The sequence below is a fragment of the Streptomyces sp. H51 genome (genome assembly GCF_035656535.1).
Classification (GTDB): Bacteria; Actinomycetota; Actinomycetes; order Streptomycetales; family Streptomycetaceae; genus Streptomyces.
In genome coordinates, this window is the sequence record NZ_JAYMHD010000061.1 from 95,603 (window position 1) to 122,047 (window position 26,445).

The 26,445-nt window shown below is 71.1% G+C and carries 22 protein-coding genes and 1 pseudogene; 16 read left to right on the top strand and 7 right to left on the bottom strand.

The genetic code is table 11. The annotated features are described in order from the left end of the window. Nucleotides 1-15: 15 nt before the first annotated feature. Nucleotides 16-399 (bottom strand): DUF192 domain-containing protein, encoded by a 384-nt coding sequence (locus tag VKA29_RS20905; protein WP_324787406.1) that lies wholly within the window; start codon nt 397-399, stop codon nt 16-18. Nucleotides 400-527: 128 nt separating this feature from the next. Here VKA29_RS20905 and VKA29_RS20910 point away from each other — a divergent pair, with 128 nt between their 5' ends. From VKA29_RS20910 to VKA29_RS20975, 14 genes and pseudogenes are all read left to right on the top strand, one after another. Beyond that, nucleotides 528-1,283 carry an A24 family peptidase gene (locus VKA29_RS20910; protein ID WP_324787407.1) on the top strand — a complete coding sequence of 252 codons (756 nt, stop codon included), beginning with the start codon at nt 528-530 and terminating at the stop codon, nt 1,281-1,283. A gap of 142 nt (nt 1,284-1,425) precedes the next feature. Then, entirely contained in the window at nt 1,426-2,085 is a 660-nt protein-coding gene (locus VKA29_RS20915) for a hypothetical protein (protein WP_324787408.1), read from the top strand. Then, nucleotides 2,073-3,101, top strand: coding sequence for a hypothetical protein (locus VKA29_RS20920; RefSeq protein ID WP_324787409.1), 1,029 nt, complete (start codon nt 2,073-2,075; stop codon nt 3,099-3,101). Before VKA29_RS20915 ends, VKA29_RS20920 begins: the two co-directional genes overlap by 13 nt. A gap of 147 nt (nt 3,102-3,248) precedes the next feature. Beyond that, complete coding sequence (locus VKA29_RS20925) at nt 3,249-3,566, top strand: hypothetical protein (RefSeq protein WP_324787410.1); 318 nt, start codon at nt 3,249-3,251, stop codon at nt 3,564-3,566. Beyond that, nucleotides 3,563-4,918 (top strand): hypothetical protein, encoded by a 1,356-nt coding sequence (locus tag VKA29_RS20930; RefSeq protein ID WP_324787411.1) that lies wholly within the window; start codon nt 3,563-3,565, stop codon nt 4,916-4,918. Before VKA29_RS20925 ends, VKA29_RS20930 begins: the two co-directional genes overlap by 4 nt. Before the next feature lie 95 nt (nt 4,919-5,013). Next, a complete protein-coding gene (locus VKA29_RS20935; RefSeq protein WP_324787412.1) occupies nt 5,014-5,640 on the top strand; it encodes a hypothetical protein in 627 nt (208 codons plus the stop codon). Further along, the gene (locus VKA29_RS20940; RefSeq protein WP_324787413.1) at nt 5,630-6,346 is read left to right on the top strand and encodes a hypothetical protein; all 717 of its coding nucleotides are present in this window, start codon (nt 5,630-5,632) and stop codon (nt 6,344-6,346) included. Before VKA29_RS20935 ends, VKA29_RS20940 begins: the two co-directional genes overlap by 11 nt. Beyond that, nucleotides 6,343-6,770 (top strand): annotated as a pseudogene (locus VKA29_RS20945) (dihydrofolate reductase family protein). Before VKA29_RS20940 ends, VKA29_RS20945 begins: the two are co-directional and overlap by 4 nt. 41 nt (nt 6,771-6,811) lie before the next feature. Then, nucleotides 6,812-7,687, top strand: coding sequence for an LLM class flavin-dependent oxidoreductase (locus VKA29_RS20950; protein ID WP_324787414.1), 876 nt, complete (start codon nt 6,812-6,814; stop codon nt 7,685-7,687). A gap of 188 nt (nt 7,688-7,875) precedes the next feature. Further along, complete coding sequence (locus VKA29_RS20955; protein WP_324787415.1) at nt 7,876-8,700, top strand: methyltransferase domain-containing protein; 825 nt, start codon at nt 7,876-7,878, stop codon at nt 8,698-8,700. A 1,141-nt stretch (nt 8,701-9,841) separates the two neighbouring features. Then, the gene (locus tag VKA29_RS20960) at nt 9,842-10,615 is read left to right on the top strand and encodes an isoprenyl transferase (protein WP_324787416.1); all 774 of its coding nucleotides are present in this window, start codon (nt 9,842-9,844) and stop codon (nt 10,613-10,615) included. A 419-nt stretch (nt 10,616-11,034) separates the two neighbouring features. Continuing rightward, nucleotides 11,035-12,360 (top strand): PhoH family protein, encoded by a 1,326-nt coding sequence (locus tag VKA29_RS20965; RefSeq protein WP_324787417.1) that lies wholly within the window; start codon nt 11,035-11,037, stop codon nt 12,358-12,360. A gap of 477 nt (nt 12,361-12,837) precedes the next feature. Continuing rightward, nucleotides 12,838-13,548: a transglycosylase SLT domain-containing protein gene (locus VKA29_RS20970; RefSeq protein ID WP_324787418.1), complete on the top strand. Its 711-nt coding sequence runs from the start codon at nt 12,838-12,840 to the stop codon at nt 13,546-13,548. 148 nt (nt 13,549-13,696) lie between these two features. Beyond that, nucleotides 13,697-15,052: an AI-2E family transporter gene (locus tag VKA29_RS20975; protein ID WP_324787419.1), complete on the top strand. Its 1,356-nt coding sequence runs from the start codon at nt 13,697-13,699 to the stop codon at nt 15,050-15,052. 34 nt (nt 15,053-15,086) lie between these two features. Here the strand turns inward: VKA29_RS20975 and VKA29_RS20980 are convergent, their stop codons facing one another. Then, the gene (locus tag VKA29_RS20980) at nt 15,087-15,626 is read right to left on the bottom strand and encodes an alkyl hydroperoxide reductase (protein WP_324787420.1); all 540 of its coding nucleotides are present in this window, start codon (nt 15,624-15,626) and stop codon (nt 15,087-15,089) included. Between the two features lie 6 nt (nt 15,627-15,632). Next, nucleotides 15,633-16,187: a peroxiredoxin gene (locus tag VKA29_RS20985; protein ID WP_324787421.1), complete on the bottom strand. Its 555-nt coding sequence runs from the start codon at nt 16,185-16,187 to the stop codon at nt 15,633-15,635. 133 nt (nt 16,188-16,320) lie between these two features. Between VKA29_RS20985 and VKA29_RS20990 the strand changes: the two genes are divergently transcribed. Continuing rightward, nucleotides 16,321-17,325: a LysR substrate-binding domain-containing protein gene (locus VKA29_RS20990; protein ID WP_324787422.1), complete on the top strand. Its 1,005-nt coding sequence runs from the start codon at nt 16,321-16,323 to the stop codon at nt 17,323-17,325. A gap of 502 nt (nt 17,326-17,827) precedes the next feature. Here the strand turns inward: VKA29_RS20990 and VKA29_RS20995 are convergent. From VKA29_RS20995 to VKA29_RS21005, 3 genes are read right to left on the bottom strand one after another with little or no spacing between them, the layout of a single operon-like run. After that, complete coding sequence (locus VKA29_RS20995; RefSeq protein WP_324787423.1) at nt 17,828-20,164, bottom strand: ABC transporter permease; 2,337 nt, start codon at nt 20,162-20,164, stop codon at nt 17,828-17,830. Further along, entirely contained in the window at nt 20,161-20,871 is a 711-nt protein-coding gene (locus VKA29_RS21000) for an ABC transporter ATP-binding protein (RefSeq protein WP_324787424.1), read from the bottom strand. Before VKA29_RS21000 ends, VKA29_RS20995 begins: the two co-directional genes overlap by 4 nt. Further along, nucleotides 20,868-21,392 carry a PadR family transcriptional regulator gene (locus VKA29_RS21005; RefSeq protein WP_324787425.1) on the bottom strand — a complete coding sequence of 175 codons (525 nt, stop codon included), beginning with the start codon at nt 21,390-21,392 and terminating at the stop codon, nt 20,868-20,870. The genes VKA29_RS21000 and VKA29_RS21005 overlap by 4 nt, the downstream gene beginning before the upstream one ends. Nucleotides 21,393-21,761: 369 nt before the next feature. Here VKA29_RS21005 and VKA29_RS21010 point away from each other — a divergent pair, with 369 nt between their 5' ends. Continuing rightward, a complete protein-coding gene (locus tag VKA29_RS21010) occupies nt 21,762-24,131 on the top strand; it encodes a transglycosylase domain-containing protein (protein WP_324787426.1) in 2,370 nt (789 codons plus the stop codon). Nucleotides 24,132-24,218: 87 nt separating this feature from the next. Here VKA29_RS21010 and VKA29_RS21015 read toward each other — a convergent pair whose 3' ends face one another. Beyond that, complete coding sequence (locus VKA29_RS21015; protein WP_324787427.1) at nt 24,219-26,306, bottom strand: SpoIIE family protein phosphatase; 2,088 nt, start codon at nt 26,304-26,306, stop codon at nt 24,219-24,221. Nucleotides 26,307-26,445 lie beyond the last annotated feature (139 nt).

Consider the following 26,445-nt stretch of genomic DNA (forward strand, 5'->3'; position numbering starts at 1 on the left):
CACGCGCCGCGCGCCTCACCCCGCTTCCTCCTCCACCACCTCGATCCGCACGCCGACCCGAAGCCCCCACCCGGTCATCGCCCCGGCCTCAGCCTCCAGCACGTGCCGTGAACGCGGCCGGGGCAATCCCAGCCGCCCCGGCCTCATGGTGCGCACCGCGACGACCCGCAGGCGGCGGTCCAGGTAGGCGACATCGATGGGGATGCGCATGCGGAAGGTGTGCACGCCGCTGGCGGGCGACAGCAGGATCGCCCCGTCGACGGAGTCCCGCCCCAACAACCCCTTGGTACGGGCCCGATAGGAGGTGGCGATCTCCAGCGGCACGGTGAGCGGGGCCCCCGCGCCGCCCTCCCGGTGCACGACCAGCCTGCCCCGCCCGTCCCGCCAACGCCGCCCCATGCCAGGCCCCCTCCCGCCACCACCACGTCCGCCGACCGAACCTATCCGCCCCGTCCGCGCCCGAGTAGGCCCCGCATGGGCCCACGGACCCATGCGCTGCCGACTGCCGGGCCCGTAGTGTCCCCGCCGTGCGCGTACTCCTGATCGTCGCGGCCACCCTCTGGGGAGCGGGCACGGGTCTCGTACTGCCCCGCGCCGCCCACCGCTTCTCCGTCGAACCGGACGAGCCCTGGAACTCCCGCTGCCCCGCCGGTCACCCGATCACCGGCGCGTACGGCGGCTGGCTGGGCCGGGCGACCTGCCCCACCCTCGAACCGAACGGCCCCTGCGGCGCGTACGGCCCGCACACCCCCACCACGTCCACGGCGACCGCCCTGGTCTGCGCGGCGCTGGCCACCGCGTCGGGCCCCCGCCCGGAGACGGCGGTCTGGCTCCTGCTCACCCCGGTGGCGATCCTGCTCGCGCTGATCGACATCCGGGTTCACCGACTCCCCGACGTCCTGACACTGCCGCTCGCCGCCACGACCACGCTCCTCCTGGCCGTCGCGGCCCTGCTCCCCGCCGCGGCAGGCTCCTGGCCGACGGCCCTCCTCGGCGGCCTCGCCCTGTGCGCCGCCTACTTCGTCCTCTTCCTCGCCAACCCGTCCGGCATGGGCTTCGGCGACGTCAAACTCGCCCTGCCCCTCGGCACGGCCCTCGGCTGGTACGGCTGGCCGACCCTCCTGACCGGCGCCCTCACCGGCCTCCTCTACGGCGCCCTGTACGGCGCGACCATGCTCGCGACCCACCGAGCCACCCGCAAGTCATCCATCCCCCTGGGCCCGTTCATGCTGACCGGCACACTGACCGGACTGATGCTCGGCGGCATCGCGGCCGCCTCATGACAACTTCCACCAAGTACCGCGGCGAGAAAGGCACTTGTGATCCGACACAACGTCAGTTCCCCTCAGCCGCGCTGGTGTCACCCCCTCCCCCCGGATAGCGTTGGTTCGCTCGAGAGAAGCCTCGCCTCACCGGGAGCCGACTGTGAACCCCCGCCCAACCCTGCTCGCAGCGATCGCTCTGACCGCCGCTGCGGCCCTGTCGTTGTCCGCGTGCGGGAGCGACGACAGCTCCAAGAACAAGGCCAACGACAAGATCGCGGGAGCCGACACGAGTGGCGAAGCGTCAGCTTCTCCTAGCCCGAGCGAGTTGGGCGTCGCAGGCCGCCCGGAGATCACTTTCCCCTCGGGTGCCAAGAACGTCTTCGAGGGCGCAAAGACGGGAGATGCGACGAAGGACGCGATTCTCGCGGACAGCGCACTCAGCGTCAACTCTGTCGATGAGGCCATCTTCAAGGGGAGCACCAGTACGAAGGCTCTCGGCTTCTACAACACGGACAAGGCTTTGAGCTCGTCGATCACATACGTGCAGCGGTATATCGACAGCGGTGACACGTGGATCGGGGTGACCCGGTACTTCGACCGCAAGGTGACGCTCTCCGGAGACGGACAGGCATACGTGTCCTACTGCTCCGACGAGAGTAAATCCTTCATCAAGAACAGGAAGACCAAGAAGGTCGACAAGTCGCCGGCGGATTCGGACAGCTACGTGTTGTACAACACTAAGCTCGCCAAGAACACTCACGGCATCTGGCAGACCACCGCCATTGTATCGAAGAGGGGTGCCAAGGAGTGCCAGCCGTGAGGAACTCGGTAAGGACTGCAACGGTTCTGGCGGTTGTGTGTGTCTGCTTCTTCCCTTCTCAGACAGCATTCGCGGGCCGTGGCAAGCACGGAAACAACGGCGATACGGAGCAGCACGCAGAAACCGACCATGATGGAACGGTTTCGGTGACGGTCGGCGGCGTCGTCTTCGATCGTTCGAAGAACGGCAGTGGGAGTGCTGCCGGGGCGGTGACGTCGAGGACATCGTGGACGCCGCCGGCCTGCTGGTACGCGCCCAGGTATACGCCCGAGCAGCTCGAGAGTTACCTGAAGCCGATCTGGGAGGCCGGCTCGACCGGCGCCGACTGGGACTCCCAGCAACGAGACCGCTATGTCAACGGCCATCCTTACAAGGACTTCAACAAGGACAAGGCTGGAGACGGATATTGGTGGGACTCGTACGTCAACGAAGGCTTCCCCCCAGGGTGGGACTCCTGCGATGAACCCATCTTCTGGGTGGACAAGGGCGACCAGCCCCCCGCGGACATCAAGAACGCCGTTACTCCGGAAGTCCTGGCCGAGCTTGCGTATGCCGAGATCCGCGTTCCGGGCACAAAAGTGGAACTGGCTCCGGCGCACACGACGAAGGTGAATCTCCCCACGTGGGTGTGGCTGGACAGCGCCGACTTCAAGCCGGTCTCCGTCACTGCCTCCGTGCCTGTCCTCGGGATCGAGGCGACCGCGACGGCGGAGCCGGTCTCTCTCCAGATCGAGCCAGGCACTGCGGACGCGGACACGTACCCGGCCTCCGGCGTGTGCGAGATGCACGACGGCCGTATCGGTGAGCCCTACGCGAGGGGCAAGGCCGACCAGACCCCGCCCTGTGGGGTGAGGTACCTGCGCTCCTCGGGCGACGGTTCGTACCCGCTCAAGGCCACCGTCACCTGGAAGATCCACTGGACCGGCTCCGGCGGTGCGGGCGGCGACCTTCCCGACGGCACCTTCGGCGCGACGCAGGACGTCGTCGTCCAGGAGATCCAGGCCGTCAACCGCTGACGATTCGCTCCACGTCTTCACTGTCTTCGTCACCCGCTGCCCGCTGAGGCGCTCCCCCCGGAAGGAGGGAGCGCCTTCGTGTGCGTCACGAAAGTCCGGCCGTGTCGTTTTCCCCAATGGGGCTGATGGACCGGGAGGAGGCGCCGCATGGCGGATCGACTGGCTGTGGACGGCGGCGAACTGGCGCATTTCATGAAACAGCTGCGGAGGTCGAGGACCGCGCTCGTAGGCATCCGCAGGGCGCTGCTGGACGCGAACGTCGCCGGACTGGGCACCGACGACCTCGACAGCGCCTGTGAGGGCTTCCAGGACCACTGGCGGTACGGCACCGACGAGATCGGCAAGCAGACGGAGGACCTGGCCGAGATCATCGGAAAGAGCCGGGACAGCTATCGGGAAGTCGACAGGGCGCTGGAGGAGGCGCTGAGGAAAGCCGGGCACGACAGCGGCGGGAGCCGGAAGTGAGCGTCACTCCTTCGGCCGAGCGTACCGGTGCGGCTCTCGGTCCCCTGTCCCGGGCAGATCTCGACCAGCCGCAGGCTCTGAAGTCGGCCCCGCACGTCCCGAACCCCGGTTATCCCCATCTGGGATTCAACCCAGTGCCCGGCGACACGGAGACCGTCCGAGCACTGCATAAGAAGCTCAGTGGCTGCGCCAAGATCCTCGAGGACACACACGGATTGGTCACCCGACTGCTCCACGGCAGCTATTGGGAGGGCGACGCCGCCGTCGCCTTCCGTGAACAGCTTGATGGCGGCCCCCTCCCCTTGAACCTGAAGAACGCCGCGCATTCACTTCGGAAGGCAGCGAAGCAACTCGGCCGCTGGGAAGACGAACTCGACGACTTCCAGCGTCGTGCCAGGGGACTGGAGAAGATGGCGGAGGACGCGCAGGCCGCCATCGACGCGGCGAAGGGCCGGGCGAGCAAGACCCGCGACAACTGCGATCCGAACGGTGAGGGCGGCCATCGCGGGATTGCCCGGAAAGCCCCGAGCCGCGCGGACAGGGCTGTCGAGGATGCCCAGGCCGACCTCGACAAGGTCATCGCGAAGGCCAAGCGACTCGCGGAGGAACACGAGAGCCGGGCGCTGCAGCGGGCAGTCAGGATCCGCGACGCGACGAAGAAACTCGCACCGCACGAGCCCGGGTGGTTCGACAACGCACTCGACTGGCTGGGGGAGAACCTTCCGGACATCCTCAGCGCCGTGGCGGGTGTCATCGGGCTGGTGGCAATCGTCTTCTCCGGACCTCTTGGACTCGCCATGGTGGCCGGGCTGATGCTCACCGCATCAGCGCTGAGTGCGGGGGCCCTGGCGCTACGGGTGTTCGGCGACGCGGAACTGCGCGCCTCGTTGTGGGACGGATTCTCCAGACACGAATTCGATACGGACTTCTGGAGCAATCTCGTCACGGTGGGTGGTGACGTGCTCGGGATGCTGCCAGGACTCGGGGCCGTCTGGAAAGGAGGCATGGAAACCCTCCGGGCAGCCAGCCAGGCCGAAGAAGCCCTCACCCTGGGCCGGCTGGCGACGCGGTTCGGAGCCGCCGGCTGGGAACAGGCCCGTGCCGTCGCCACACTGGACAATGCACTGCTCACCTTCACTGTCCGAGGCGCGCGGGCGGCACCGTCCATCAGGACGATCGAGGTGGGTTCCGCGTCCCTCGGCGTCGGCACCGCCGGTTTCGGCCTGGCCGATAGCCTTTTGGACGCCGACGATGACGGCATCAAGGACGGCACGGTGGCGGGTATCGACGGCGCTCGGTCCGCTGTCGACCTGGGTGCCGTCTTCGAACTCGTCCAGCACCTCCGTTCCTGATCGTGACGAACCGGGAAGAGCCTGTGTCTGTCCGTGACTGCGCAACCGCTTGGGAACATCCGCGCACCCGTCGGGTCTGGATTCAGCACGTCGCCATGACCGTTCTCCGGCTGATCGGCTGGGCAGCCGCCGCGTTCGGCCTTCTCTTCCTCATCGTGGCCACTCCGGTCGGGATCGGCTGGATCTTCTTCCCGCTCCTGGTGTACGCGTTCTTCCGCGCCTTCCTGCAGTTCTTCTGCTTTCCCTCGTCGCTGCGCATGCGGCGGGTTCTGCAGCAGTACCCCTGGCAAGTGCTGCCCGGTGTGCCGCGAGGTCTGGCTCGGCACCCGGAGGCTCAAGAAGACGGTATGTGGTTCGAGTTCGCCAATCCGGAGGATCCCGCGGAGCGCATTCCGCTGATCTTCCTTCGCTCGATGCGCACGTATTGGTGGCTGAGGAGAATCGGGGGACCTCGCACCAAGCCCGAGGTGAAGGCGCGCATCGAGCCCCTGTGGTTCGCGGGAGACCCGCGCTTTCTCGCCGTGATCGCGGCACCGGCACGGGACGGCCGTGCGCCCCAGCGGCTGCACCTCCTCTACCAGCGTCCGGCCCTGGACCGTCGGATTCCTCCCCGCGACCGGAACGCCGGCCCCGCTGCGCTGGAACGTGCCCGCCGTGCGGGCGCCCGGATTCCGGATTCGGTATCTGCCCCCGACACCGGACAGGAACTCCATGAACACTGAAACGCGCTTCATCGTTGACGAATCGGTCAGGGATCCCGAAGCGGACATCTGGTTCGCCGTGCCGGACGGCTTCACGAGCCTTCCCCACGACGCCTTGCTTCCGGAGGTCGGAACTCCCGCTGCCGACACCCTGCGGTCCGCGGTCACCCCATTCCTGGAGGCCGCACCCAGCGACCTGATCCGCGCGCGGCTCGTCGCCGATTACGCGAGAGCGCAGCAACTGCTCGCCGCGCTGTGTGTGGTCGGCACCGTCCACTGCGCCGTCGGTCTGCACCGGGACGACACGGAGGGAGGGGGCACGGCCAACCGTCAGGCGCTGTTTTCCTTCTTCACCATTACCTGGCGCGACACGGCTGTGGCCCCGCGTGGGGTCACAGCAGCGCGCGCGGTTACGTCGGCACAGGGACACACCGGTGTCGAATACGCCGAACTTCCCTGCGGGCCGGCGACGTTCAGTGAGAGCATCCTCACGCCGTCGGCGGGCAGTGGCCTGCCGCGGCAGGCGCTCCTGCAGATTCACACACACCTGCCCCACCCGGACTGCCGACGTCTCGCCGTCCTCACGCTCAGCACGACGGCCGTGGCCCGTCGTCGGCAGTACCGGGCGATCCTCCGCGTGATCGCCGAGACGGTCAGCTTCGACAATCCTCTGGAGTTCGGGGCGGAGAGCGAACACCGAACAGGTACCGGGAGAGGTCAGTCATGAGGAAGATCGTGTTGATGATGTCCGTCTCCCTCGACGGTTACTTCGAGGGGCCCGGGCACGACATCTCCTGGCACCGCGTCGACGACGAGTTGCACCGGCACCTCAACGACACCGTCCGGCGGTTCGGGGGGCTGCTCAGCGGGCGGCGCACCTACGAGCTCATGGCCGGGTACTGGCCCACCGCCGACGCCGATCCGGACGCCCCCGCGGCGATCGTCGAGTTCGCCGGGATCTGGTGGACGAGTACCGGGTCTACGTCCACCCCGTACTCCTCGGGCGGGGCAGGCGCCTCTTCCCGGAGGGCGGTGAGATCGGCGCCGCCCTCCGGCTCGTGGAGAGCCGCACCTTCGGCAACGGCGTCGTGCTCCTGCACTACGAGCGCAACGCCCCCGACCTCCACGGCGGCAGCGGCGCCCGGTCGTAAACGTGTTGTCGCTGTGCCGCCGACCGGGTTAGGAAGGGCGCATGACTGGACTCGGCGCCGTTTTCCGGCCCCAACTGCCTCCCGAAAGACTCCGTGACGTCGCTCGTGTCGCGGACGCCGGCGGGCTCGAAGAACTCTGGCTGTGGGAGGACTGCTTCATGGAGGGCGGCATCTCGGCGGCCGCCGCGGCCCTCGCCTGGACCGAGCGCGTGCGCATCGGGGTCGGTCTGCTGCCCGTGCCGCTGCGGAACGTCGCCCTCACCGCGATGGAGGCCGCGACCCTGCACCGGATGTTCCCCGGACGTCCCGTCCTCGCCGTCGGACACGGAGTGCAGGACTGGATGGGGCAGGTGGGCGCCAGAGCGGAGTCGCCCGTCACCCTGCTGCGGGAGTATCTCCTCGCCCTGCGTGCCCTGCTCCGTGGAGAACGGGTCACCCGCGGCGGACGGTACGTCACCCTCGACGACGTCGCACTCGACTGGCCGCCCGCCGGTCCCGCGCCCGTCCTCGCCGGAGCCACCGGGCCGCGTTCCCTGCGGCTCACCGGTGAGGCCGCGGACGGCACGCTGCTGACGGCGTCCACCTCGCCCGACGGGGTGCGGCACGCCCGTCGGCTCATCGAGGAGGGGCGCGAGTCGGCGGGGCGGCAGGCGGATCCGCACGAGATCGTCGTCTATCTGCTCGCCGCCACCGGGCCCGGTGCCGCCGAACGCCTGCACGCCGAACTCGTCGCCGGGGGACTGCAGTCCGTGCCGGACCTCGGAGCCGCCGGAGCCGCCGGCGCCGTCGCGGAGGCCGTTCAGCGGCTCGCCGACGCCGGGGCCGACCGGGTGATCCTCCAGCCGACGGGCGACGAACCAGACCCCGAGGGCTTCGTCCGGTTCGTGGCCGAGGAGGTCCGGCCGCTCGTGCCGTAGCCCGACGCCGACGCCGACGCCGACGCCGACGCCGACGCCGACACGACGGACGGGACGGTGCCGCCGCGACCGGCGAGACGGTGCCGACGGGACGCCGGCCCGCCGTCCGTCGGCGCGCCGCACCCCGGTACGCCGTACCCGGGGAAAACCGGCGGCGCCCGCGCGCCTGGTCCTGCGACGATCGCCTCATGGCCGCCGACGACAGTTCCAGCACCTCCGACACCTCCCGCGCCTCCCGCGCCTTCGACGACCTCGTGGCCGAGGGCGCCTCCGTGCCGACGGAGGGCTGGGACTTCTCCTGGTTCGAGGGGCGGGCCACGGAGGAGCGGCCCTCCTGGGGGTACGCCGTGTCGCTGGCCGGGCGGCTCGCACGGGCCAACGCCGCGCTGGACGTGCAGACCGGGGGAGGGGAGGTGCTGGACTTCGCCCTCGGCCGGGCCGGGAGAACGCCGCTGCTCACGGCCGCCACCGAAGGGTGGCCGCCGAACGTGGCGAAGGCCGCCGCCCGGCTCCGGCCGCGCGGCACCGTGGTCGTCGCCGCACCCGAGGACGCGCCGCTGCCCTTCGCGGACGGCGCCTTCGACCTCGTCAGCAGCCGTCATCCGGTGACGCCGCACTGGGCGGAGATCGCCCGTGTCCTGGAGCCCGGCGGCAGCTACTTCGCCCAGCACGTGGGACCCGGCAGCGCCGTCGAACTCGTCGAGTACTTCCTCGGGCCGCAGCCGGACGCCTCCCGCAACGCACGCCACCCCGACCGCGAGCGCGCCGGGGCCGAGGCCGCCGGACTGGAGGTTGTCGACCTGCGTGCCGAACGGCTGCGCATGGAGTTCCACGACATCGCCGCCGTCGTCCACTTCCTGCGCAAGGTGATCTGGATGGTCCCCGGTTTCACCGCCGAGGCGTACGCGCCCCGGCTCCACGCCCTGCACCGGCGAATCGAGTCCGACGGCCCCTTCGTCGCCCACAGCACCCGGCACCTCATCGAGGCCCGGAAGCCGCTGGGGCGGGGCTGAGGCTGCGGGACGAGGAACCGTCGGGCGAATCGGGGCATTGCACACATCTTGCGCCCGCAGTTTCGCAGGCTACGCGCGTTGATCGCATTGTTATCGACGGCGACTCGCCTCCGTCCCCCTTCTTCGCGTAAGTTCAGACCAAGGTAATTCGCGCCAGCAAAGCTGCGCGGGCGGCACCGCGCAGTGGAGGGGGCTGCGCGGTGCCGGGTTACCCGGCCGGCGTCTCGGGGCGCCGGGGTGCGGGCGGACGTTCACCCGCCGGAGGGACGCTGGGGCAAGTCGTCGTACGGCGCCCGGAGTGCGGCAGAACCGGGGATCCCACCCGGGTCTCCCGCCGGTCGTGCCGCATCTGCCCTGGTGAGCGGGCTGGACGAGGTCGGCGTGCGACGTCGTCGTGATCCACCGCGCGGGCATCGCGGCGTCGCCGCGCGAATTCGGAGAGTAATTGTGGGCCGCCGATGCACGCAGGAGCACTTACGAAGGGTTATGGTGGAAGCCCCCCCTCGGGCCGGTCCGTCTCCCCCCCACGGACCGGCCCGTTTTTTGTGCCCCGACCGACGACCGTGAGCGCCCGTCCGTCACGGACTCCGGCGTGCGGCGTCGGCGCGCCCTCTCGCCGCGGGAGACGCAATCCCCCGCAGCCGGGAGACGCAGCCCCACGGTCGGCAGACGCAGTCCCCCGCGGTCGGCAGACGCAGTCCCCCGCGGTCGGCAGACGCAGCCCCCTCCCGCTCGGGAGGAGCGGTCCCCTGGCGGTCAGGAGGCGCAGCCCCTTCCGCTCGGGACGGGCGCAGCCCCTTTCGATCGGACAGGCGCAGCCTCTCCCGCTCGGGACACACGGTCCCCTTCCGGTCGGGGGGCGCAGGCGAGGCAGGCGTCCCCCCGCCCCGCCGGCTCGCCGAAAGGCCGCCGCAGCCCCTCCCGCGGCCCTCCGCAACCCCCCGTACGGGCCAACAGCCCGTGTCCCACGGGCCCTCGGGCCCCGCACCCGTTGGCCGAGACCCGGCGCGGCGGGGGTAGGCTTCGCCTCCGGGGACCGCCCTGCGGAGCCCCCGGACCGCCAGCGGACAGGGCCCGCCCTCGGCCGAGCGCCGAGCCCGGGCCGTGCCTGTCCGATCAGTACGGAGGGGCTGACAATCACGTGAACCTGCGCGACAAGCTGCGCGGCCTGCTGGTCAGGGTCTACGCACGCCGGGTGGAAGGCCACCTGGACCACGCCCAGGTGCCCAAGCACATCGGCGTCATCATGGACGGCAACCGGCGCTGGGCGAAGGCCGCGGGTTCCACCACCGCTCAGGGTCACCAGGCCGGCGCCGACAAGATCGAGGAGTTCCTCGGCTGGTGCGCCGAGACGGACGTCAAGGTCGTCACCCTCTGGCTGTTCTCCACCGACAACTTCGGCCGGCCGCAGGAGGAACTCGTCCCCCTCCTCGGCATCATCGAGGACACCGTCCGCTCCCTCGCCGCCGACGGCCGCTGGCGCGTCCACCACGTCGGCGCGCTGGACCTGCTGCCCGCGGGGATGCAGCGCACCCTGAAGGAGGCCGAGGAGACCACCGCGAACGTCGACGGGATACTGGTCAACGTCGCCATCGGCTACGGCGGACGCCAGGAGATCGCCGACGCCGTGCGCTCGATGCTCCTCAACGCGGCGGAGCGGGGCACCTCGATGGAGGAGCTCGCCGAGGCCGTCGACATCGACATGATCGGCCGCCACCTCTACACCCGCGCCCAGCCCGACCCCGACCTCGTGATCCGCACCAGCGGCGAGCAGCGGCTGTCCGGATTCATGCTGTGGCAGACCGCCCATTCGGAGTACTACTTCTGCGAAGTCTTCTGGCCGGCCTTCCGCAAGGTCGACTTCCTGCGCGCCCTGCGCGACTACGCGATGCGCCACCGCCGTTACGGCGGCTGACGCACGGGCCCACCACGGGCCCACCACGGGCCCACCACGGGCCCACCACGGGTTTCCCGAGGGGTTCCCGCGCTCTCCCGGCAGGCTCCCCCCACGCCCCCCGGGGGGAGCCGCGTAGTGCCGTTCCTGGGGCGGAAGTAACGAGGAGTTCACCAGGGCGCCGTGGCGCGCCGTGGCATGGCGGCGTGAAATCGAGGGCATAAGGCAAGCAGGTCGACGCCCGAACCACGGGTGTCGGATCTCAGCGGGCGGCACGGGGCCGTCCGCCCGGGAGGCCCTTTGCACCAGCCCGATCGTGCGGTCACAGCACTGACGCAGCGGCGGAGGGCCGGTTCTCGGCCCGTTGTGCAACGCGGCCGTCGACCGGTCCAGCTCCTTCTCGTCGCTCCCCGACCTCATCCGAGGGGGTACGTCCTTCCGTGGTGACCAGCACAAAGCGCCACAAGCCCGACCGGCGCACCTACGTTCTCGACACCAGCGTCCTGCTGGCCGACCCGAACGCCCTGAGCCGCTTCGACGAGCACGAGGTCGTGCTCCCCATCGTGGTGGTCACGGAGCTGGAGGCGAAGCGGCACCATCCCGAACTCGGCTACTTCGCCCGGCAGGCCCTGCGCCTGCTCGACGACTACCGGGTCAGGTACGGCCGCCTCGACGCCCCCATACCGATCGGGGAACTCGGCGGGACCGTGCGGGTCGAGCTCAACCACTCGGACCCCAGCGTGCTGCCCAGCGGCTACCGCCTGGGGGACAACGACTCCCGCATCCTCGCGGTCGCCCGCAACCTGCAGGCCGAGGGGTTCGACGTCACCGTCGTGTCGAAGGACCTGCCCCTGCGGATCAAGGCGTCGTCGGTGGGGCTCCTGGCGGAGGAGTACCGGGCCGAACTCGCCATCACGGACTCCTCCGGCTGGACCGGGATGTCCGAACTGACGCTGCCCGCCGAGCAGGTGGACATCCTCTTCGAGGAGGGGCACGTCTACGTCCCCGAGGCCGCCGACCTCCCGGTGCACACGGGCCTGACGATCCAGTCGGAGCGCGGCAAGGCCCTCGGCCGCGTCGCACCCGACGGCAACGTCCGCCTCGTGCGCGGTGACCGCGAGGCGTTCGGCATCAAGGGCCGCAGCGCCGAACAGCGCATCGCGCTGGACCTGCTGCTCGACCCGGACGTCGGGATCGTGTCGATGGGCGGACGGGCCGGCACCGGCAAGTCGGCGCTCGCGCTGTGCGCCGGCCTGGAGGCCGTGCTGGAGCGGCGCCAGCACCAGAAGGTGATGGTCTTCCGTCCGCTGTACGCGGTGGGCGGTCAGGAGCTGGGCTACCTGCCCGGCACCGAGGCCGAGAAGATGAGCCCCTGGGCGCAGGCGGTCTTCGACACGCTCTCGGCGGTCACCAGCCGCGAGGTCATAGAAGAGGTCACCGCGCGCGGGATGCTGGAGGTCCTCCCGCTCACCCACATCCGCGGACGCTCCCTGCACGACGCGTTCGTGATCGTGGACGAGGCCCAGTCGCTGGAGCGGAACGTTCTGCTGACCGTGCTGTCCCGCATCGGCGCCAACTCGCGGGTCGTGCTGACCCATGACGTGGCGCAGCGCGACAACCTGCGGGTGGGCCGCTACGACGGCGTGGTCGCCGTCGTGGAGAAGCTGAAGGGGCATCCGCTGTTCGCGCACGTCACTCTGACCCGGTCCGAGAGGTCCCAGATCGCGGCCCTTGTGACCGAAATGCTGGAGGAAGGGCAGATCTGACGGCTATATGTCAGATATGACAGGTCTGACGGATGTGATGATCTATAACCCGTAAGGGGTAATTGCGCGTCAGTCGGCGCCGCCCGGCAAAGGTCGAGAGCCTAGCCGGGCGGCGTCTTCGTGTGTGGCCGTTCCTCGAAATACCGAGGGTGAAAACGGATGTGAGCTTTCACACGCAACGCGGAATTGCCACCCGGCGTCCGCTTGCGGCAGAGTCTCACTCCTGTCAGGCCCCGCATACGACACATCTGTATCTGTACCCCCTGTGGGTGCCCCCAGCCCCTTCGGGAGCCGGGGGAGGTACGGCACAACCGAAGCGCCACCGCCAACTCCATAGCGTCGTCGTATGCCGCCCGAGCACCACGCGGCGCTCCCCTCGCGGGAGTTGCCCACCGGGCCCGTGCCTCCCGTGACCCCGCAGTTGGGAGGCCAGCGTCAGGGGCACGATTGCGTCCGCCAGGGTCACCGAAGCGGGCGATGCTGGAAGGAAACCGTGTGAGCCGGATCTCGGTCCGGGGATTCGCAGTGGCCTCGGCCACCGCGGTCACCGCTGTCGGAAGCGTCGTCGGCGTTGCCTCGGGCAGCACCGCTCAGACCAACGACGCAGAGGCGGCAGCAGACGCGACGCTTCTCGCGGACATCCCGGCGGGCCAGCAGGCCCAGGTGCAGACCGCGTCCCTGACGCAGCAGGCCGACGCGCAGGCCATCGCCGCCGACGCCACCGCCAAGAAGGACGCCGAGGAGGCCGCCCGCAAGGCAGCCGCCGAGACCGCGATCGCGAAGAAGGAAGCCGCCGAGAAGGCGGCCAAGGAGGCCAAGGAGCGCGCCGAGGCGAAGGCGGCGGCCAGCCGCGACGCCACCCGCGACGCCTCCACCTTCGCCGTCCAGAGCTCCTACTCCGTCGGCGAGATCCAGGCGATGGCGCGGCAGATGGTGCCGAGCGGCCAGTTCCAGTGCTTCAGCAACATCGTGGACCACGAGTCCAGCTGGAACTACCACGCGGTCAACGCGTCCTCCGGCGCCTACGGCCTCTTCCAGGCCCTGCCGGCCTCCAAGTACTCGTCCGCCGGCGCCGACTGGCAGACCAACCCGGCCACCCAGATCAAGTGGGGCCTGAACTACATGAACAGCCGGTACGGCAGCCCGTGTGACGCGTGGTCGTTCTGGCAGGCCAACCACTGGTACTGAGCCGCCGAGGCCCGCGGCCTCGTCCCTCAACCTCGCGCAGCCCCTCCCCGTCCTAGGGGGAGGGGCTTTCGCCCTGTACGGTCGGACACGGCGGCTCCAGGGGCTCCAGGGGGGAGTGATGGGGACAGACGGGGGAAGAGGACGGATCATGTCGCGAGTGCCAGGGTGGCTCGGCCGGCTCGGCGCCGGACTGACCGAGGTGAGTGAGCGGCTCGACGAGCGTCGTGCCGAGGTGGCGCGGGAGTCGGTCGAGGAGGAACAGGCGCCCGCCGAGGACCAGATCCCGCTCCCCGACCACGTGACCGTCGTCGCGGCCCGCCCCGACCCCGCGCAGGCCGTCCCGTGGGGGGTGCGCGTCGCCGCCGAGGCCGGCTGGCGGCTGCTGGTACTGGCGGGCACGGTATGGGTGCTGATGCGGGTCATCAGCGCCGTTCAGCTCGTGGTGCTGGCCTTCGTGGTCGCCGTGCTCATCACCGCGCTGCTGCAGCCCACGGTGGCCCGCCTGCGGCGGCACGGGGTGCCGCGCGGCCCGGCCACCGCGCTGACCGCGATCCTCGGCTTCGTCGTCATGGGGCTGATCGGGTGGTTCGTGACCTGGCAGGTCATGGAGAACATCGACAACCTCTCCAGCCAGATCCAGGACGGCATCGACGAGTTGCGCAAGTGGCTGCTCAACAGCCCCTTCCACGTCACCGACAAGCAGGTCAACCAGATAGCCAAGAACCTGCGGGACGCCGTCGGGGCCAACACCGACCAGATCACGTCCGCGGGACTCGAAGGCGTGACGGTGGTCGTCGAGGCGCTGACCGGCATCCTGCTGGCGTTCTTCTCGACGCTGTTCCTGCTCTACGACGGCGAGAACATCTGGCGCTGGCTGCTCCGGCTGGTGCCGGCGGCGGCCCGGCCGGGCATCGCCGGCGCCGGACCGCGGGCGTGGCGCACGCTGACCGCCTACGTGCGCGGCACGGTGCTCGTGGCGCTGATAGACGCCATCTTCATCGGCCTGGGCATCTACTTCCTCGACGTGCCGATGGCCGTCCCGCTGGCCGTGTTCATCTTCCTGTTCTCCTTCATCCCGCTGGTGGGCGCCGTGGCCTCCGGGGCGCTGGCGGTGGTGGTCGCGCTGGTCACCCAGGGCGTGTTCACGGCGGTGATGACGCTCGCGGTCGTGCTGGCGGTGCAGCAGATCGAGGGGCACATCCTGCAACCGTTCATCCTGGGCCGGGCGGTGCGCGTCCACCCGCTGGCGGTGGTGCTGTCGGTGGCCGCGGGCGGCATGGTGGCCGGCATCGGCGGCGCGGTGGTCGCCGTACCGCTGGTGGCGGTGACGAACACGGTGGTCGGCTACCTGCGGTCGTACGCGCGCGAACAGGCGGTGCTGCGCGCCCAGCCGGTCCGGCAGGCCGCCGCCGTGCCCCAGGAAGCGGCCGTGGCGGCCGGGACCGCGCCGCTCGCGGCCGGGGACGGCGGCGGGGACGCGGAAGGCCCCGCCCACCAGGGGTGAGCGGGGCCCTCGTACGGCGGCCGGTCCGCAGAAGTCACGCGAGCTCGGACAGCACCGCTTCGGCGTCCAGGGTCGCGGCGACCGCCTGGACCACCGAGGCGATCTTGAACGCCTCCTGGACGACCTCGCGGCCGATGCCCGCCTTGCGCAGCACCTGCTCGTGCGAGTCGAGGCACGCGCCGCAGCCGTTGACGGCGGACACCGCGAACGACCAGAGCTCGAAGTCCACCTTGTCCACGCCGGGGTTGCCGATGACGTTCATCCGCAGGCCCGCGCGCAGGTTCTCGTACTCGTGGTCCGAGAGCAGGTGACGGGTGCGGTAGAAGACGTTGTTCATCGCCATGACGGCCGCGGCGGCCTTGGCGGCGGTGTACGCCTCCGGCGACAGGTTGGCCTTCGCCTCCGGCGCCAGTTCGCGCAGCACGATCGGGGAGCGCGAGGCGATCGCGGTCGCCAGCACCGTGCCCCACAACTGCTGCGCCGGCAGGTCGGAGTTGCCGATGACCGAGCCCAGGTTGAGCTTGAGGTCCTTGGCGTAGTCCGGAACGGCCGACTTCAGGGAGTCGAGCGACATCTCAGGTCACTCCCCGGCGAGCAGCTTGACCGGGTCGAGCGTCTCGTCGCCCTTGGACCAGTTGCACGGGCACAGCTCGTCGGTCTGCAGGGCGTCCAGCACCCGCAGGACCTCCTTGGGGTTACGGCCGACGGAGCCGGCGGTCACCATGGAGAACTGGATCTCGTTGTTCTGGTCGACGATGAAGACGGCGCGCTTGGCGAAGCCCTCCTCGTCCTCGATGCCCAGCTCCCGCATGAGGTCGTGCTTGGAGTCCGCCATCATCGGGAACGGCAGCTCGCGCAGGTCGTCGTGGTCCTTGCGCCAGGCGTGGTGGACGAACTCCGAGTCGCCGGAGAAGCCGAGGACCTGGGCGTCGCGGTCGGCGAACTCGTCGTTCAGCTTGCCGAAGGCGGCGATCTCGGTCGGGCACACGAAGGTGAAGTCCTTGGGCCAGGCGAAGATCACCTTCCACTTGCCCTCGTAGGTCTTGTGGTCGATCTTCTCGAACTCCTTGCCCTTCTCCAGCGAGACGCAGGCGGTCAGTTCGAACTCGGGGAACTTGTCACCGACAGTGAGCACGTGCTCTCCTTGCAGCGAAGAACCGCCGCTCTTGGCGGCGTTTCCCATGGGTTGGACGCTGCTGATGTTGGCACAGGGTGCATTGATTACGGAAATAGCTACACTCGGTCGTGTTGATCGGAGGTGGCTATCAGTGACGGTGGGCAACAAGAGGCGGCAACCCACGCTGGCGCAACTGCGCGCCTTCGCCGCGGTGGCCGAGCACCTGCACTTCCGGGACGCGGCCGCCGTCATCGGCATGAGCCAGCCCGCCCTCTCCGGCGCCGTGTCGGCGCTGGAGGACACCCTCGGGGTGACCCTGCTGGAGCGCACCACCCGCAAGGTGCTGCTCTCGCCCGCGGGCGAGCGGCTCGCGGTGCGGGCCAGGGCGGTGCTGGACGAGGTCGCGGCGCTCATGCAGGAGGCCGAGGCGGTCCGGGCCCCGTTCACCGGAGCCCTGCGGCTCGGCGTGATCCCGACCGTGGCGCCCTACCTGCTGCCCACCGTCCTGAACCTGGTGCACGAACGCTACCCGGACCTCGACCTCCAGGTCCACGAGGAGCAGACCGCCAGCCTCCTGGAGGGCCTGACCGGCGGCCGCCTCGACCTGCTGCTGCTCGCGGTGCCCCTCGGCGTGCCCGGCATCGTCGAACTGCCGCTGTTCGACGAGGACTTCGTGCTCGTCACGCCGTCCGACCACTGGCTCGGCGGCCGTGACGGCGTCCCGCGCGAGGCCCTGAAGGAGCTCAACCTGCTGCTCCTGGACGAAGGCCACTGCCTGCGCGACCAGGCTCTCGACATCTGCCGCGAGGCGGGCCGCGGAATCAAGGGGGCGGGGCGAAGCCCCTCGGCCGAGGGTGGTGGCGGGCGACGGGAGGGCGCCCCGGTGACCACGACGGCGGCCGGGCTGTCCACCCTCGTGCAGCTCGTGGCCGGCGGTCTCGGCTGCACCCTGCTGCCGCGCACCGCGCTGAAGGTGGAGACCACCCGCAGCAGCCGGCTCCTCACCGCGTACTTCGCCGACCCCGCCCCCACCCGCCGCGTCGCCCTCGCCATGCGCGCCGGGGCCGCTCGCGGCGGTGAGTACACCGAACTGGCGGCAGCCCTGCGCGAGGCGCTGCGCCCGCTTCCCGTACGGGTCCTCGGCGCCACCGGGTGAGCCCCGCGCCCGCGGGCGCGAAGGGCACACCCGGCCGCCGAGGCCGGACGGGAGGCCAGGCGGGAGCCCGGACGGCAAGCCGACCGGGCCCGGACGGGAAGCCGACCGGGCCCGGACGGGAAGCCGACCGGGCCCGGACGGGAAGCCGACCGGGCCCGGACGGGGAGCCGACGGGGAGGCCGGCCGGAAGTCCGGGCGGGAGGCCGACCGGCAGTCCGGGCGGGAGGCCGACGGGGAGCCCGGGCGGGAGGCCGACCAGCAGTCCGGACGGGAGGCCGACAGGAAGCCCGAACGGCAAGCCGACAGGAAGCCCGGGCGGCGCCGAACGGCATGCCGACCGGGAGTCCGGGCGGGAGGCCGACGGGGAGCCCGGGCGGGAGGCCGACAGGAAGCCCGAACGGCAAGCCGGCCGGAAGTCCGGGCGGGAGGCCGACCGGAAGTCCCGACGGGGGCCGACGGGGGGCCGACCGGGAGCCCGGACGGTGCCGGTGCCGTGCCGGGGCTACTCGGTGCGCAGGCCGTCCGGGCGCATCAGCCTGAGCAGCGGGGGCAGGCTCAGCAGGGTCACCAGCAGGACGACCCCCGCCCCGACACCGGTCATCGACAGGACGGACGCCCAGTCCACGCGCACCGTCGTGCCCGTCATCCGCAGCAGCACCGTGCCCAGCGTCAGCCCGACCGCGGCCGCCAGCAGCAGCCCCAGACCGATCGGGACCGCCGTCTGCCACAGCACCGACAGGCTGAGGGTGCGGCGCCGGGTGCCGAAGGCGACGAGGGACGACAGCAGCTTCCGGCGCTCCCGCAACTGCTCCAGCTGCGAAACCAGCAGGCTCGCGCCGATCAGCGCCAGCACGCAGGCGGCGCCCACGTTCAGGCCGGTGCGGATGGAGGCGAACCGGTTCGACTGCCGGCTGGAGGTCCACATCACCGGTTCCGTCAGCGGGTCGATGGCCGCCGTCGTGTTCCGCACCCGGTCGCGCGCGTCCGGCACGGACTCGTCGACGTCGAGGTAGACCTGCCCGGTCAGGGCCGGCGTCACCTGGGAGGTCACCGCCTTCGGCGTGGCCAGGAAGCCGTTCCGCCTGTATCCGGTCATGTCCTTGCGCGACGCGGCCGGCTTCAGGGTCGCCGGGAGGCTCCAGGGGATCTCCGCGCCCTTGCGGGTGTCCTGGTGGCCCGGCTCGAGGTACACGGTCCCGGAACCCTTCGCCAGCGCGGCCGTCTGGGTCTCCCCGTCGTCGGCGCCGTGCACGGCGAAGACGTCTCCGTCGCGGCAGGACGGCAGGTCGGCCAGCTCGCGCAGCGACGCGCAGTCGCCGACCGTCAGGCTCGCGGTGATCCGGGGATCGCCGCGCCGGTCGCCGACGTAGCCCTCGGAGTACACGTACGCCTTGCGCACCCCCGGCGTCCCCCGCAACTGCCCCGCCGCCCGGTCGAGCCGCACCTCCCCCGGGACCGTCACCTGCATCTGCGCCCGCTTCATGTCGAACCCGGTGTCCTTGGTGTAGTCGCCCTCGATGCCGGCGAACAGCATCTGCAGCGCGATCGCCCCGGCCACCGCCACCGCGATGCCGTTGACCATGCGGGCGGCCGTGCCGCTGCTCAACTGGAGTCGGCGTACCGCCAGTTGCCAGGCCACCCCGCCCCCGTCGAGCCGGGCGACGACCGTTTCGACGATCCACGGCAGCAGCGCGGTGACGCCGACAAGGAGCAGCAGGACGCCGCCGATCACCAGGTACTGGTTGAAGTCGCCGCTGTCCCGGCCCATCCCGACCATCGGGTAGAGCATCGCCAGGCCGGCCAGCGGCAGCAACGGCCGCCACCACAGCCTGCGGCGCGTGGGCTTCGCCGTACGGACCACGCCCAGCGGTTCGATGACCACTCCGCGCAGCGCGAACAGTGTGACCAGCACGGCGGCCGCCGGGACCGCGACGGCGACCAGCAGGACCAGCGCGGGGGAGGGGTTGAGATAGCTCGGGAACACGCTGATGCGGAACACCTCCACGGACCCCGCGAGCTGACGTCCGATCAGGAAGAGACCGGCGCCGAGGACCAGCCCGAGCGACGCGCCCCCGAGCGCCTCCCCGGCCGCGATCCGCCGGGTCATCCGGCTGTCGGAGCCGACCAGCCGCAGCGCCGCGAGCCGCCGGTCGCGGCGCTCGCCGCCGAACCTCACGGCCGCCGCGATGAACACCGCGACCGGCATCAGCAGCACCACGAACACGACGAGGACCAGCAGGATCAGCACCGGGTCGGACCGATCGGAGCTCGGGTGCTGGTCCCCGAACCGGTCGATCCGGGCGACCTGGCCGTTGTCGATCCTCGACGCGAGCCCCTGGCCGCCGCGGTAGAAGGCGAGTTCGGCCGAGCCGATCAGACCGCTCTCGCCGATGGTCCCGACGATCTTCTCGTGCAGCCGCTCACGCAGCAGCGTGCCGCCGCCGGACTCCAGCAGCCGCTTCAGCGCCGGGGAGACGTACATTTCGCCCGGTGCCGGGAACTTCGTGAGCCCCGGCGGCAGCGGCGCCCGCGCCCCCTCGGGCTCCAGTTCCCGGCCGCGGATGTCCTTGTCGCGGAAGGACGATTCGAGGTTCGCCACGAGCAGGGTGTCGTCCGCCTTCGGCAGCGGGTCCTGGCCGTAGGTGATGTCCGAGCGCGCGTTCCCCCGGTCCTGCCGTACCGCCAGCGCGTTCGGCAGCGCGGTCGTCAGCAGCAGCAGCGCCACCCCGAGCCCGACGCCGACCGCCGTCAGCAGGGCGCGCGTCCAGCCCTCACGTCCGCCGGCGAAGGCGAAGCGGACCCCCAGGGCCAGATCCCCGGCCCACCGCCGAGCGCTCATACCGCGTGCTCCATGTCCCGGGACCGGCCGTCCCGTACGACGATCTCCCGGTCGGAGTAGGCGGCCACCCGAGCCTCGTGCGTGACGAGCACCACGGCGGTGTTCGCCGAGCGGGCGGCCTCGGTGAGCAGCTCCATCACGCGCTCGCCGTTGAGCGAGTCGAGCGCGCCGGTCGGCTCGTCGGCGAACACCACCCGGGGGCTGGTGACCAGCGCCCGGGCGACCGCGACGCGCTGCCCCTGGCCGCCGGAGACCTCGCCGGGACGTTTCCTGCCCAGGTCGTCGACCTCCAGCCGCCGCATCCAGGACAGCGCGGTCCGCTCGGCCTCCTTGCGGGGGGTGCCGTTCAGCCGCAGCGGCAGGGCGACGTTCTCGACGCAGGTCAGCTCCGGCACGAGCTGCCCGAACTGGAACACGAACCCGAACTCCGACCGCCGCAGCCGGCTGCGCTCGGCGTCGTTCATCGTCGCCATCTCACGCCCGTCGTACAGGATCGATCCCGAGTCGGGGGTCACGATCCCGGCGAGGCAGTGCAGCAGCGTCGACTTGCCGGACCCGGACGGGCCCATCACGGCGACGACCTCGCCGGGGTGGATGGAGAAGCCGGCGCCGTCGAGGGCGGCCGTCGGCCCGTAGGCCTTGTGCAGGTCCCGGGCCACCAGCAGGGAGCCGGCCGGCGCGGACGGGGCAGAGGGCGTGGGGCTCACCGGGTCACCGCCGCCGCGAGCCTGTCCAGGCGCGCGGCGGTGAGCTCCAGCCAGCGCAGGTCGGCCTCCAGGTGGAACAGGGCATGGTCGCAGATGAGCTGGTCGGCCAGGTCGCCCTTGCGTTTGCGGTCGGTCAGGACCCGCATCATGCGCAGGTGCTCGGCCCGCTGTGTGTCGAGGATGTCGGCGGCGTCGCGCCGGGTGAGCAGCGCCAGGACGACCTTGGTGTAAAGGGTCGACTGCAGGTACGGCTCGGGCTTCTCCGGCGTCGCCAGCCACCGCTCGACGTCGGTGACGCCGGCCTCGGTGATCGCGTACCGCTTCCGCTCGGGTCCGCCGCCCGGCTCGATGCCGTCGACCTCGACGAGCCCGTTCTTCAGCAGGCGGGACATCGTCGAGTAGACCTGGCCGTAGTGCAGCGGCCGGTCGTGACCGAACTTCTCGTCGAAGGCCCGCTTGAGGTCGTAACCGTGGCGGGGCCCGGACTCCAGGAGCCCCAGGAGTGTGTGACCGATGGACATGGCAAGCACTATACGCACGATGTATACGCGGTGTGTATACGTCGGATGCCCGGGACGCGGCGGCCGGTGCGCCCGCGCAGGTGGCGGCCGATTGTCACGGTTCTGGAACAGCGGCCCGGCCGGTGGCCGCGGTCGGCTCGCAGCCGGGCGCCCGCACTGTCGCGTGCGTCGCACTTTGCCTCCCGGAGGCAACCCTCGGCGTCCGTCGGCCGTCGGCTCTGTTGGAGCGGGTGCTGATTCTCACGCCCGCGGAAGGCCGGATCGGTGGGCCTTTGCCGCACCTCACGGTGTTAGCTTTCTGAGCTGACCTGTGCGGCGAACCTGTGTGACATCCGAGCACACATGAGCGAAGCGGAGCGGAACGGACCAATGGGACGAGCGGAAGAGAGACGAGCGCGGCAGCGCGGTGCCCGCCGCGCGACGCCCCTGCGCTCGTCCGAGACGACGACGGCCTCCACGGACGCGTCCGGGGCGTCGGCGGCCGGGGGAGGCCGGGCCGCGGCCCGCAGGGCGGCCAAGGGCAAGGGCAAGGGCGGCAGCAGGAACGGCGACGGCAGGAGTCTCATACGCCGGATGTTCACCTGGAAGAAGATCGTCGGCACGGTCTTCGGCTTCACCCTGCTCGGCATGCTCGCCTTCGTCGTGCTCTACATGATGATCGACATCCCCAAGGGGAACGCCGACGCGACGCTGCAGAGCAACGTCTACAAGTACAGCGACGGCAGCCTCATGACCCGCAGCGGCGAGCGCAACCGCGAGATCGTGGACCTGGCGAAGGTGCCCAAGAAGGTCCAGCTCACCTTTGTCGCCGCCGAGAACAAGACCTTCTACAAGGACGCCGGCGTCGACTTCCGGGGCACGGCCCGCGGTCTGCTCAACACGCTCTCCGGCAAGGGCGCGCAGGGCGGCTCGACGATCACCCAGCAGTACGTCAAGAACTACTACCTGACCCAGAACCAGACCATCACGCGCAAGCTGAAGGAACTGGTCATCTCCCTGAAGCTGGACCGCGAGAAGTCCAAGGACTACATCCTCGCCGGCTACATCAACACCAGCTACTACGGCCGCGGCGCCTACGGCATCCAGGCCGCCGCCCAGGCCTACTACCGCGTCGACGCCGAGGAGCTCTCCGTCGAGCAGGGCGCCTACCTGGCCGCGCTGCTGCAGGCGCCGAGCCAGTACGACTGGGCCGTCGCCTCCGACACCGGCCGGAAGCTGGTCAGGGCGCGCTGGGACTACGTCCTGGACAACATGGTCGAGGAGGGCTGGCTGGACAAGGCCAAGCGCCAGGGCATGAAGTTCCCGGTCCCGAAGGCGCCCAAGGCCGCGCCCGGCATGGGCGGCCAGGTCGGCTACCTGGTCGACGCGGCCAACGCCCAGCTCGCCCGGCAGCTGGTGGCCCAGGGCACCGCGGACAACACCAACGACGCCATGACCATGGTCAACGCCGGCGGCTGGACCATCACCCTCAACATCGAGAAGAAGAAGCAGACGGCGCTGGAGAAGGCCGCCAAGTCCCAGCTCACCAGCAAGCTGGACAAGAAGAAGCGCAAGGTCGACGGCAACGTCCAGGCCGGCGCCGTGTCCGTGAACCCGAAGACGGGCGCGGTCGTCGCGATGTACGGCGGCAAGAACTACTACGAGCACTACCGCAACAACGCCACCCGCACCGACTACCAGCCCGCCTCGACGTTCAAGCCGGTGATCCTCGCCGCCGCCCTCGACGAGGGCGCCGAGACGCAGGACGGCAAGCCGATCACCGCGAACACCCTCTACGACGGCACCAGCAACCGCCAGGTCGTCGACGGCGGCAGCAAGGTCGGGTTCGCCCCCGAGAACGAGGACCACCAGAACTACGGCGACATCACCGTCCAGACGGCCATGAACAAGTCCGTCAACTCCGTCTTCGCGCAGATGGGCGTCGACGTCGGCATGAACAAGGTGCTGGAGGTCGCCGGACACCTGGGCATGGACACCGCCGACCTGCAGGCGGTGCCCGCGCAGACCCTCGGCACCATGGGCGCCAGCCCGCTGCAGATGGCCGGCGTCTACGCCACCCTCGACAACCACGGCAAGAAGGTCACCCCGACCATCATCAAGGAGGTCGAGCACAGCACCCGCAGCGTCGAACTGCCCGATCCGATCGGCCCGCAGGTGATCAGCCGGGAGGCCGCCGACACGGTCACCTCCGTGCTCACCGGCGTGGTCGACGACGGTACGGCCAAGGTGTCGGTGCGGGACAACGCCCAGCGCGACGGGCGCAAGGTCGCCGGCAAGACCGGCACCTCCGACGAGAACCGGTCGGCCTGGTTCACCGGCTACACGCCCGACCTGGTCACCTCGGTCGGCCTGTTCGGCGAGGACGCCAAGACCGGCGCGCAGGTCTCGATGTACGAGGCGGGCGGCTTCCCCCGCGTCAACGGCGGCGGCTTCCCGGCGCAGATCTGGGCGGCGTACACCTTCGGCGTCTCCAAGACGGGCCTGAAGTTCGACCTGGAGACCACGCAGGGCGCGGCGGTCCAGCCGACGGTCAGCGCGACGCCCAGCGAGACGCCGAGCGAGACGCCGAGCGAGACGCCCAGCGAGACGCCGACGAGCCAGGCGCCGACGTCGCAGGCACCGTCCCAGACGCCCTCCCAGACGCCGTCCCAGACGCCCACGCAGACGCCGTCCCAGACGCCGTCCCAGACCCCGACGACCGGCAACCCGGTCGACCCGGTCAACCCGGTGGCCCCATAGGCAGGCGATCACGCGTGAAGGGCGCCCGGCGGATTCGCCGGGCGCCCTTCACGCGTTCCTGGGGCCGGTGGGGGCTCAGGAGGGGGCCTACGTCCGGTTCAGCTCGAACCAGACCACCTTCCCGGTGCTCAGCCGCGTCGCCCCCCACCGCCTGGCCATCTTGTTCACCAGGTACAGCCCGCGCCCGCCCTCGTCGGTCGCCCTGGCCTGCCGCAGCCGCGGCAGCTGCGGCACGTCGTCGCCGACCTCGCAGCGCAGCACGTCGGTGCGCAGCAGCCGCAGCGTGACCGGCCGGGAGGCGTACCGCACCGCGTTCGTGACGACCTCGCTGATCAGCAGCTCCACGGAGTCAGTCAGCTCCTCCATGTCCCAGCGGGCCAGCGCGCGCCGGGCCAGCCGGCGGGCCCGGCCGGGCGCCGCGTCCTCCGGCTCCAGGAACCAGTACGCCACGTCGCTCGGCGCGATCCCGTCGAAACGGGCCGCGAGCAGCGCGATGTCGTCGTCCCGGTCGCCCGGGCCGAGCATGTCCAGCACCTCGTCGCACAGCGCCTCCAGCGGCGGCGGGTGGTCGGGCCCGGTCAGCTGCGCGGTCGCGGCGAGCTTCTCGCGCAGCTGTTCTATGCCCGTCCACACGTCCCGCAGCCGGGACTCCACCAGGCCGTCGGTGTAGAGCAGCAGGGTCGCCCCGGCGGGCGCGTCCAGCTCCACGGCCTCGAAGTCGACGCCGCCCACCCCGATCGGCGCCCCCGACGGCACCCGCAGCACCTCCGCCCGGCCGCCCAGGTGCAGCAGGACCGGCGGCGGATGGCCGGCGTTGGCGATGGTGATCCGGTGCGAGACCGGGTCGTAGACGGCGTACAGGCAGGTCGCCATGCGGTCGGTGCCGAGCCGCTGCGCCTGCTCGTCGAGGTGGTGCAGCACCTCCTGCGGCGGCAGGTCCAGACCCGCGAGGGTCTGCGCCGTGGTCCGCAGCTGGCCCATGATCGCGGCCGACGTCATGGAGTGCCCCATCACGTCCCCCACGACCAGCGCGACCCGGCTGCCCGGCAGCGGGATCGCGTCGTACCAGTCGCCGCCGACGCGCGCGGTCTCGGCGGCCGGCAGGTAACGCGACGCCAGCCGCACGCCCGTCGGGCGGGGCAGGGTCTCCGGCAGCATGGTGCGCTGCAACTCGTCGGCGATGTACGCCTCACGCCCGTACAGCACCGCCTTGTCGATGCCGAGCGCGCTGTGCGTGGCGAGCTGGGCCGCCACCAGCAGGTCGTCCGCATCGAAGGCGAGGCGCTCCGGGCGGCGCAGGAACAGCGCGGCGCCTATCACCCGGCGCCGGCCGCGCAGCGGCGCGAGGATCGCCCGCTGCCCGTCCGGCACACAGAACTCGCCGCCGTCGCCGAGGAGTTCCGGCAGCGCCGCGCGCGCGGCGGGCGCGTCCGTGAAGACCGGGCGGACTCCGCGCAGCACCTCGGCGAGCGCGCTGCCGGGCCGCACCTCGCACAGCTCCGCGCCGAGCGCCGCGAGTTCCGGGAAGTCCGGCGAGTCCGTCTGCGGCACCGGCGAGAAGCCGCCCTCGGTGTCCCGCTCCGCCGGGATCCGGTCGGTACGGCGCAGCCGCAGCAGCAGCGGGCCGGTGGGCCGCTCGTCGCCGACCGGCAGCGGATCGCGCAGGTAGACGAGGATCGCGTCGGAGAACGTCGGCACGGTGGCCCGGCACAGCCCCATGACGATCTCGTCCAGGTCGATGCCGCGGGCGATCCGCCGGGTCGCGGCCCCCACGAACCTCAGCCGGTCCCCGTCCCGCCGCATGGGCGTGGGCCGGCCGGGCGGCAGCCCCTGACCGGTGCGCCGCTCCGCGCCCGGGCCGCCCGGCGGCCGCTCCTGCTCGCCGCCCGGCTGGACCGGGATCGTCTCGGACACCGGCCGCGGACGGTGGGTGCCGGGCTCGACGCCGGCCGGCTGGGAGTGCTCGGGGTCGGTGCCGACGGGATCCGTGCCCGCGCCCCGCGGCACGGCCGTCCCCGGCGTCGAGGGCGTCTCACCCGTACGCGCCTGAAGAGGTAAGGCCGCGGCACCGGCCGGCGGCGTGGCCGGCGTCGGGGTGTGCAGGAGCGCCCCGCGAGGGTCCGCGGGGTCGGCGCCGGGCTGTGGGCGCTCGAAGGAGATGGGCTGCTCCGTCACGCGTGTCGAATCCGTCCGTCCGGGGCTGCGCGCCGTGCGTGCAGTTCGTCCCGCAGGAATCCCGATACCCGGAATACGTGTCCCCGGAACGGAATTCCCGCGTGGTCAGAGGTTGTTCCTGTGTCACCGGCGACTCTCT

Excerpts from the sequence above, each read along its gene's own strand:
- VKA29_RS21005 (WP_324787425.1), bottom strand. The coding sequence starts at position 21,392 with ATGTCCATCGGTCACACACTCCTGGGGCTCCTGGAGTCCGGGCCCCGC.
- VKA29_RS20940 (WP_324787413.1), top strand. The coding sequence starts at position 5,630 with ATGAACACTGAAACGCGCTTCATCGTTGACGAATCGGTCAGGGATCCC.
- VKA29_RS20935 (WP_324787412.1), top strand. The coding sequence starts at position 5,014 with ATGACCGTTCTCCGGCTGATCGGCTGGGCAGCCGCCGCGTTCGGCCTT.
- VKA29_RS20905 (WP_324787406.1), bottom strand. The coding sequence starts at position 399 with ATGGGGCGGCGTTGGCGGGACGGGCGGGGCAGGCTGGTCGTGCACCGG.
- VKA29_RS20975 (WP_324787419.1), top strand. The coding sequence starts at position 13,697 with ATGTCGCGAGTGCCAGGGTGGCTCGGCCGGCTCGGCGCCGGACTGACC.
- VKA29_RS21010 (WP_324787426.1), top strand. The coding sequence starts at position 21,762 with ATGGGACGAGCGGAAGAGAGACGAGCGCGGCAGCGCGGTGCCCGCCGC.
- VKA29_RS20925 (WP_324787410.1), top strand. The coding sequence starts at position 3,249 with ATGGCGGATCGACTGGCTGTGGACGGCGGCGAACTGGCGCATTTCATG.
- VKA29_RS20995 (WP_324787423.1), bottom strand. The coding sequence starts at position 20,164 with ATGAGCGCTCGGCGGTGGGCCGGGGATCTGGCCCTGGGGGTCCGCTTC.
- VKA29_RS20980 (WP_324787420.1), bottom strand. The coding sequence starts at position 15,626 with ATGTCGCTCGACTCCCTGAAGTCGGCCGTTCCGGACTACGCCAAGGAC.
- VKA29_RS20970 (WP_324787418.1), top strand. The coding sequence starts at position 12,838 with ATGCTGGAAGGAAACCGTGTGAGCCGGATCTCGGTCCGGGGATTCGCA.
- VKA29_RS20955 (WP_324787415.1), top strand. The coding sequence starts at position 7,876 with ATGGCCGCCGACGACAGTTCCAGCACCTCCGACACCTCCCGCGCCTCC.
- VKA29_RS20950 (WP_324787414.1), top strand. The coding sequence starts at position 6,812 with ATGACTGGACTCGGCGCCGTTTTCCGGCCCCAACTGCCTCCCGAAAGA.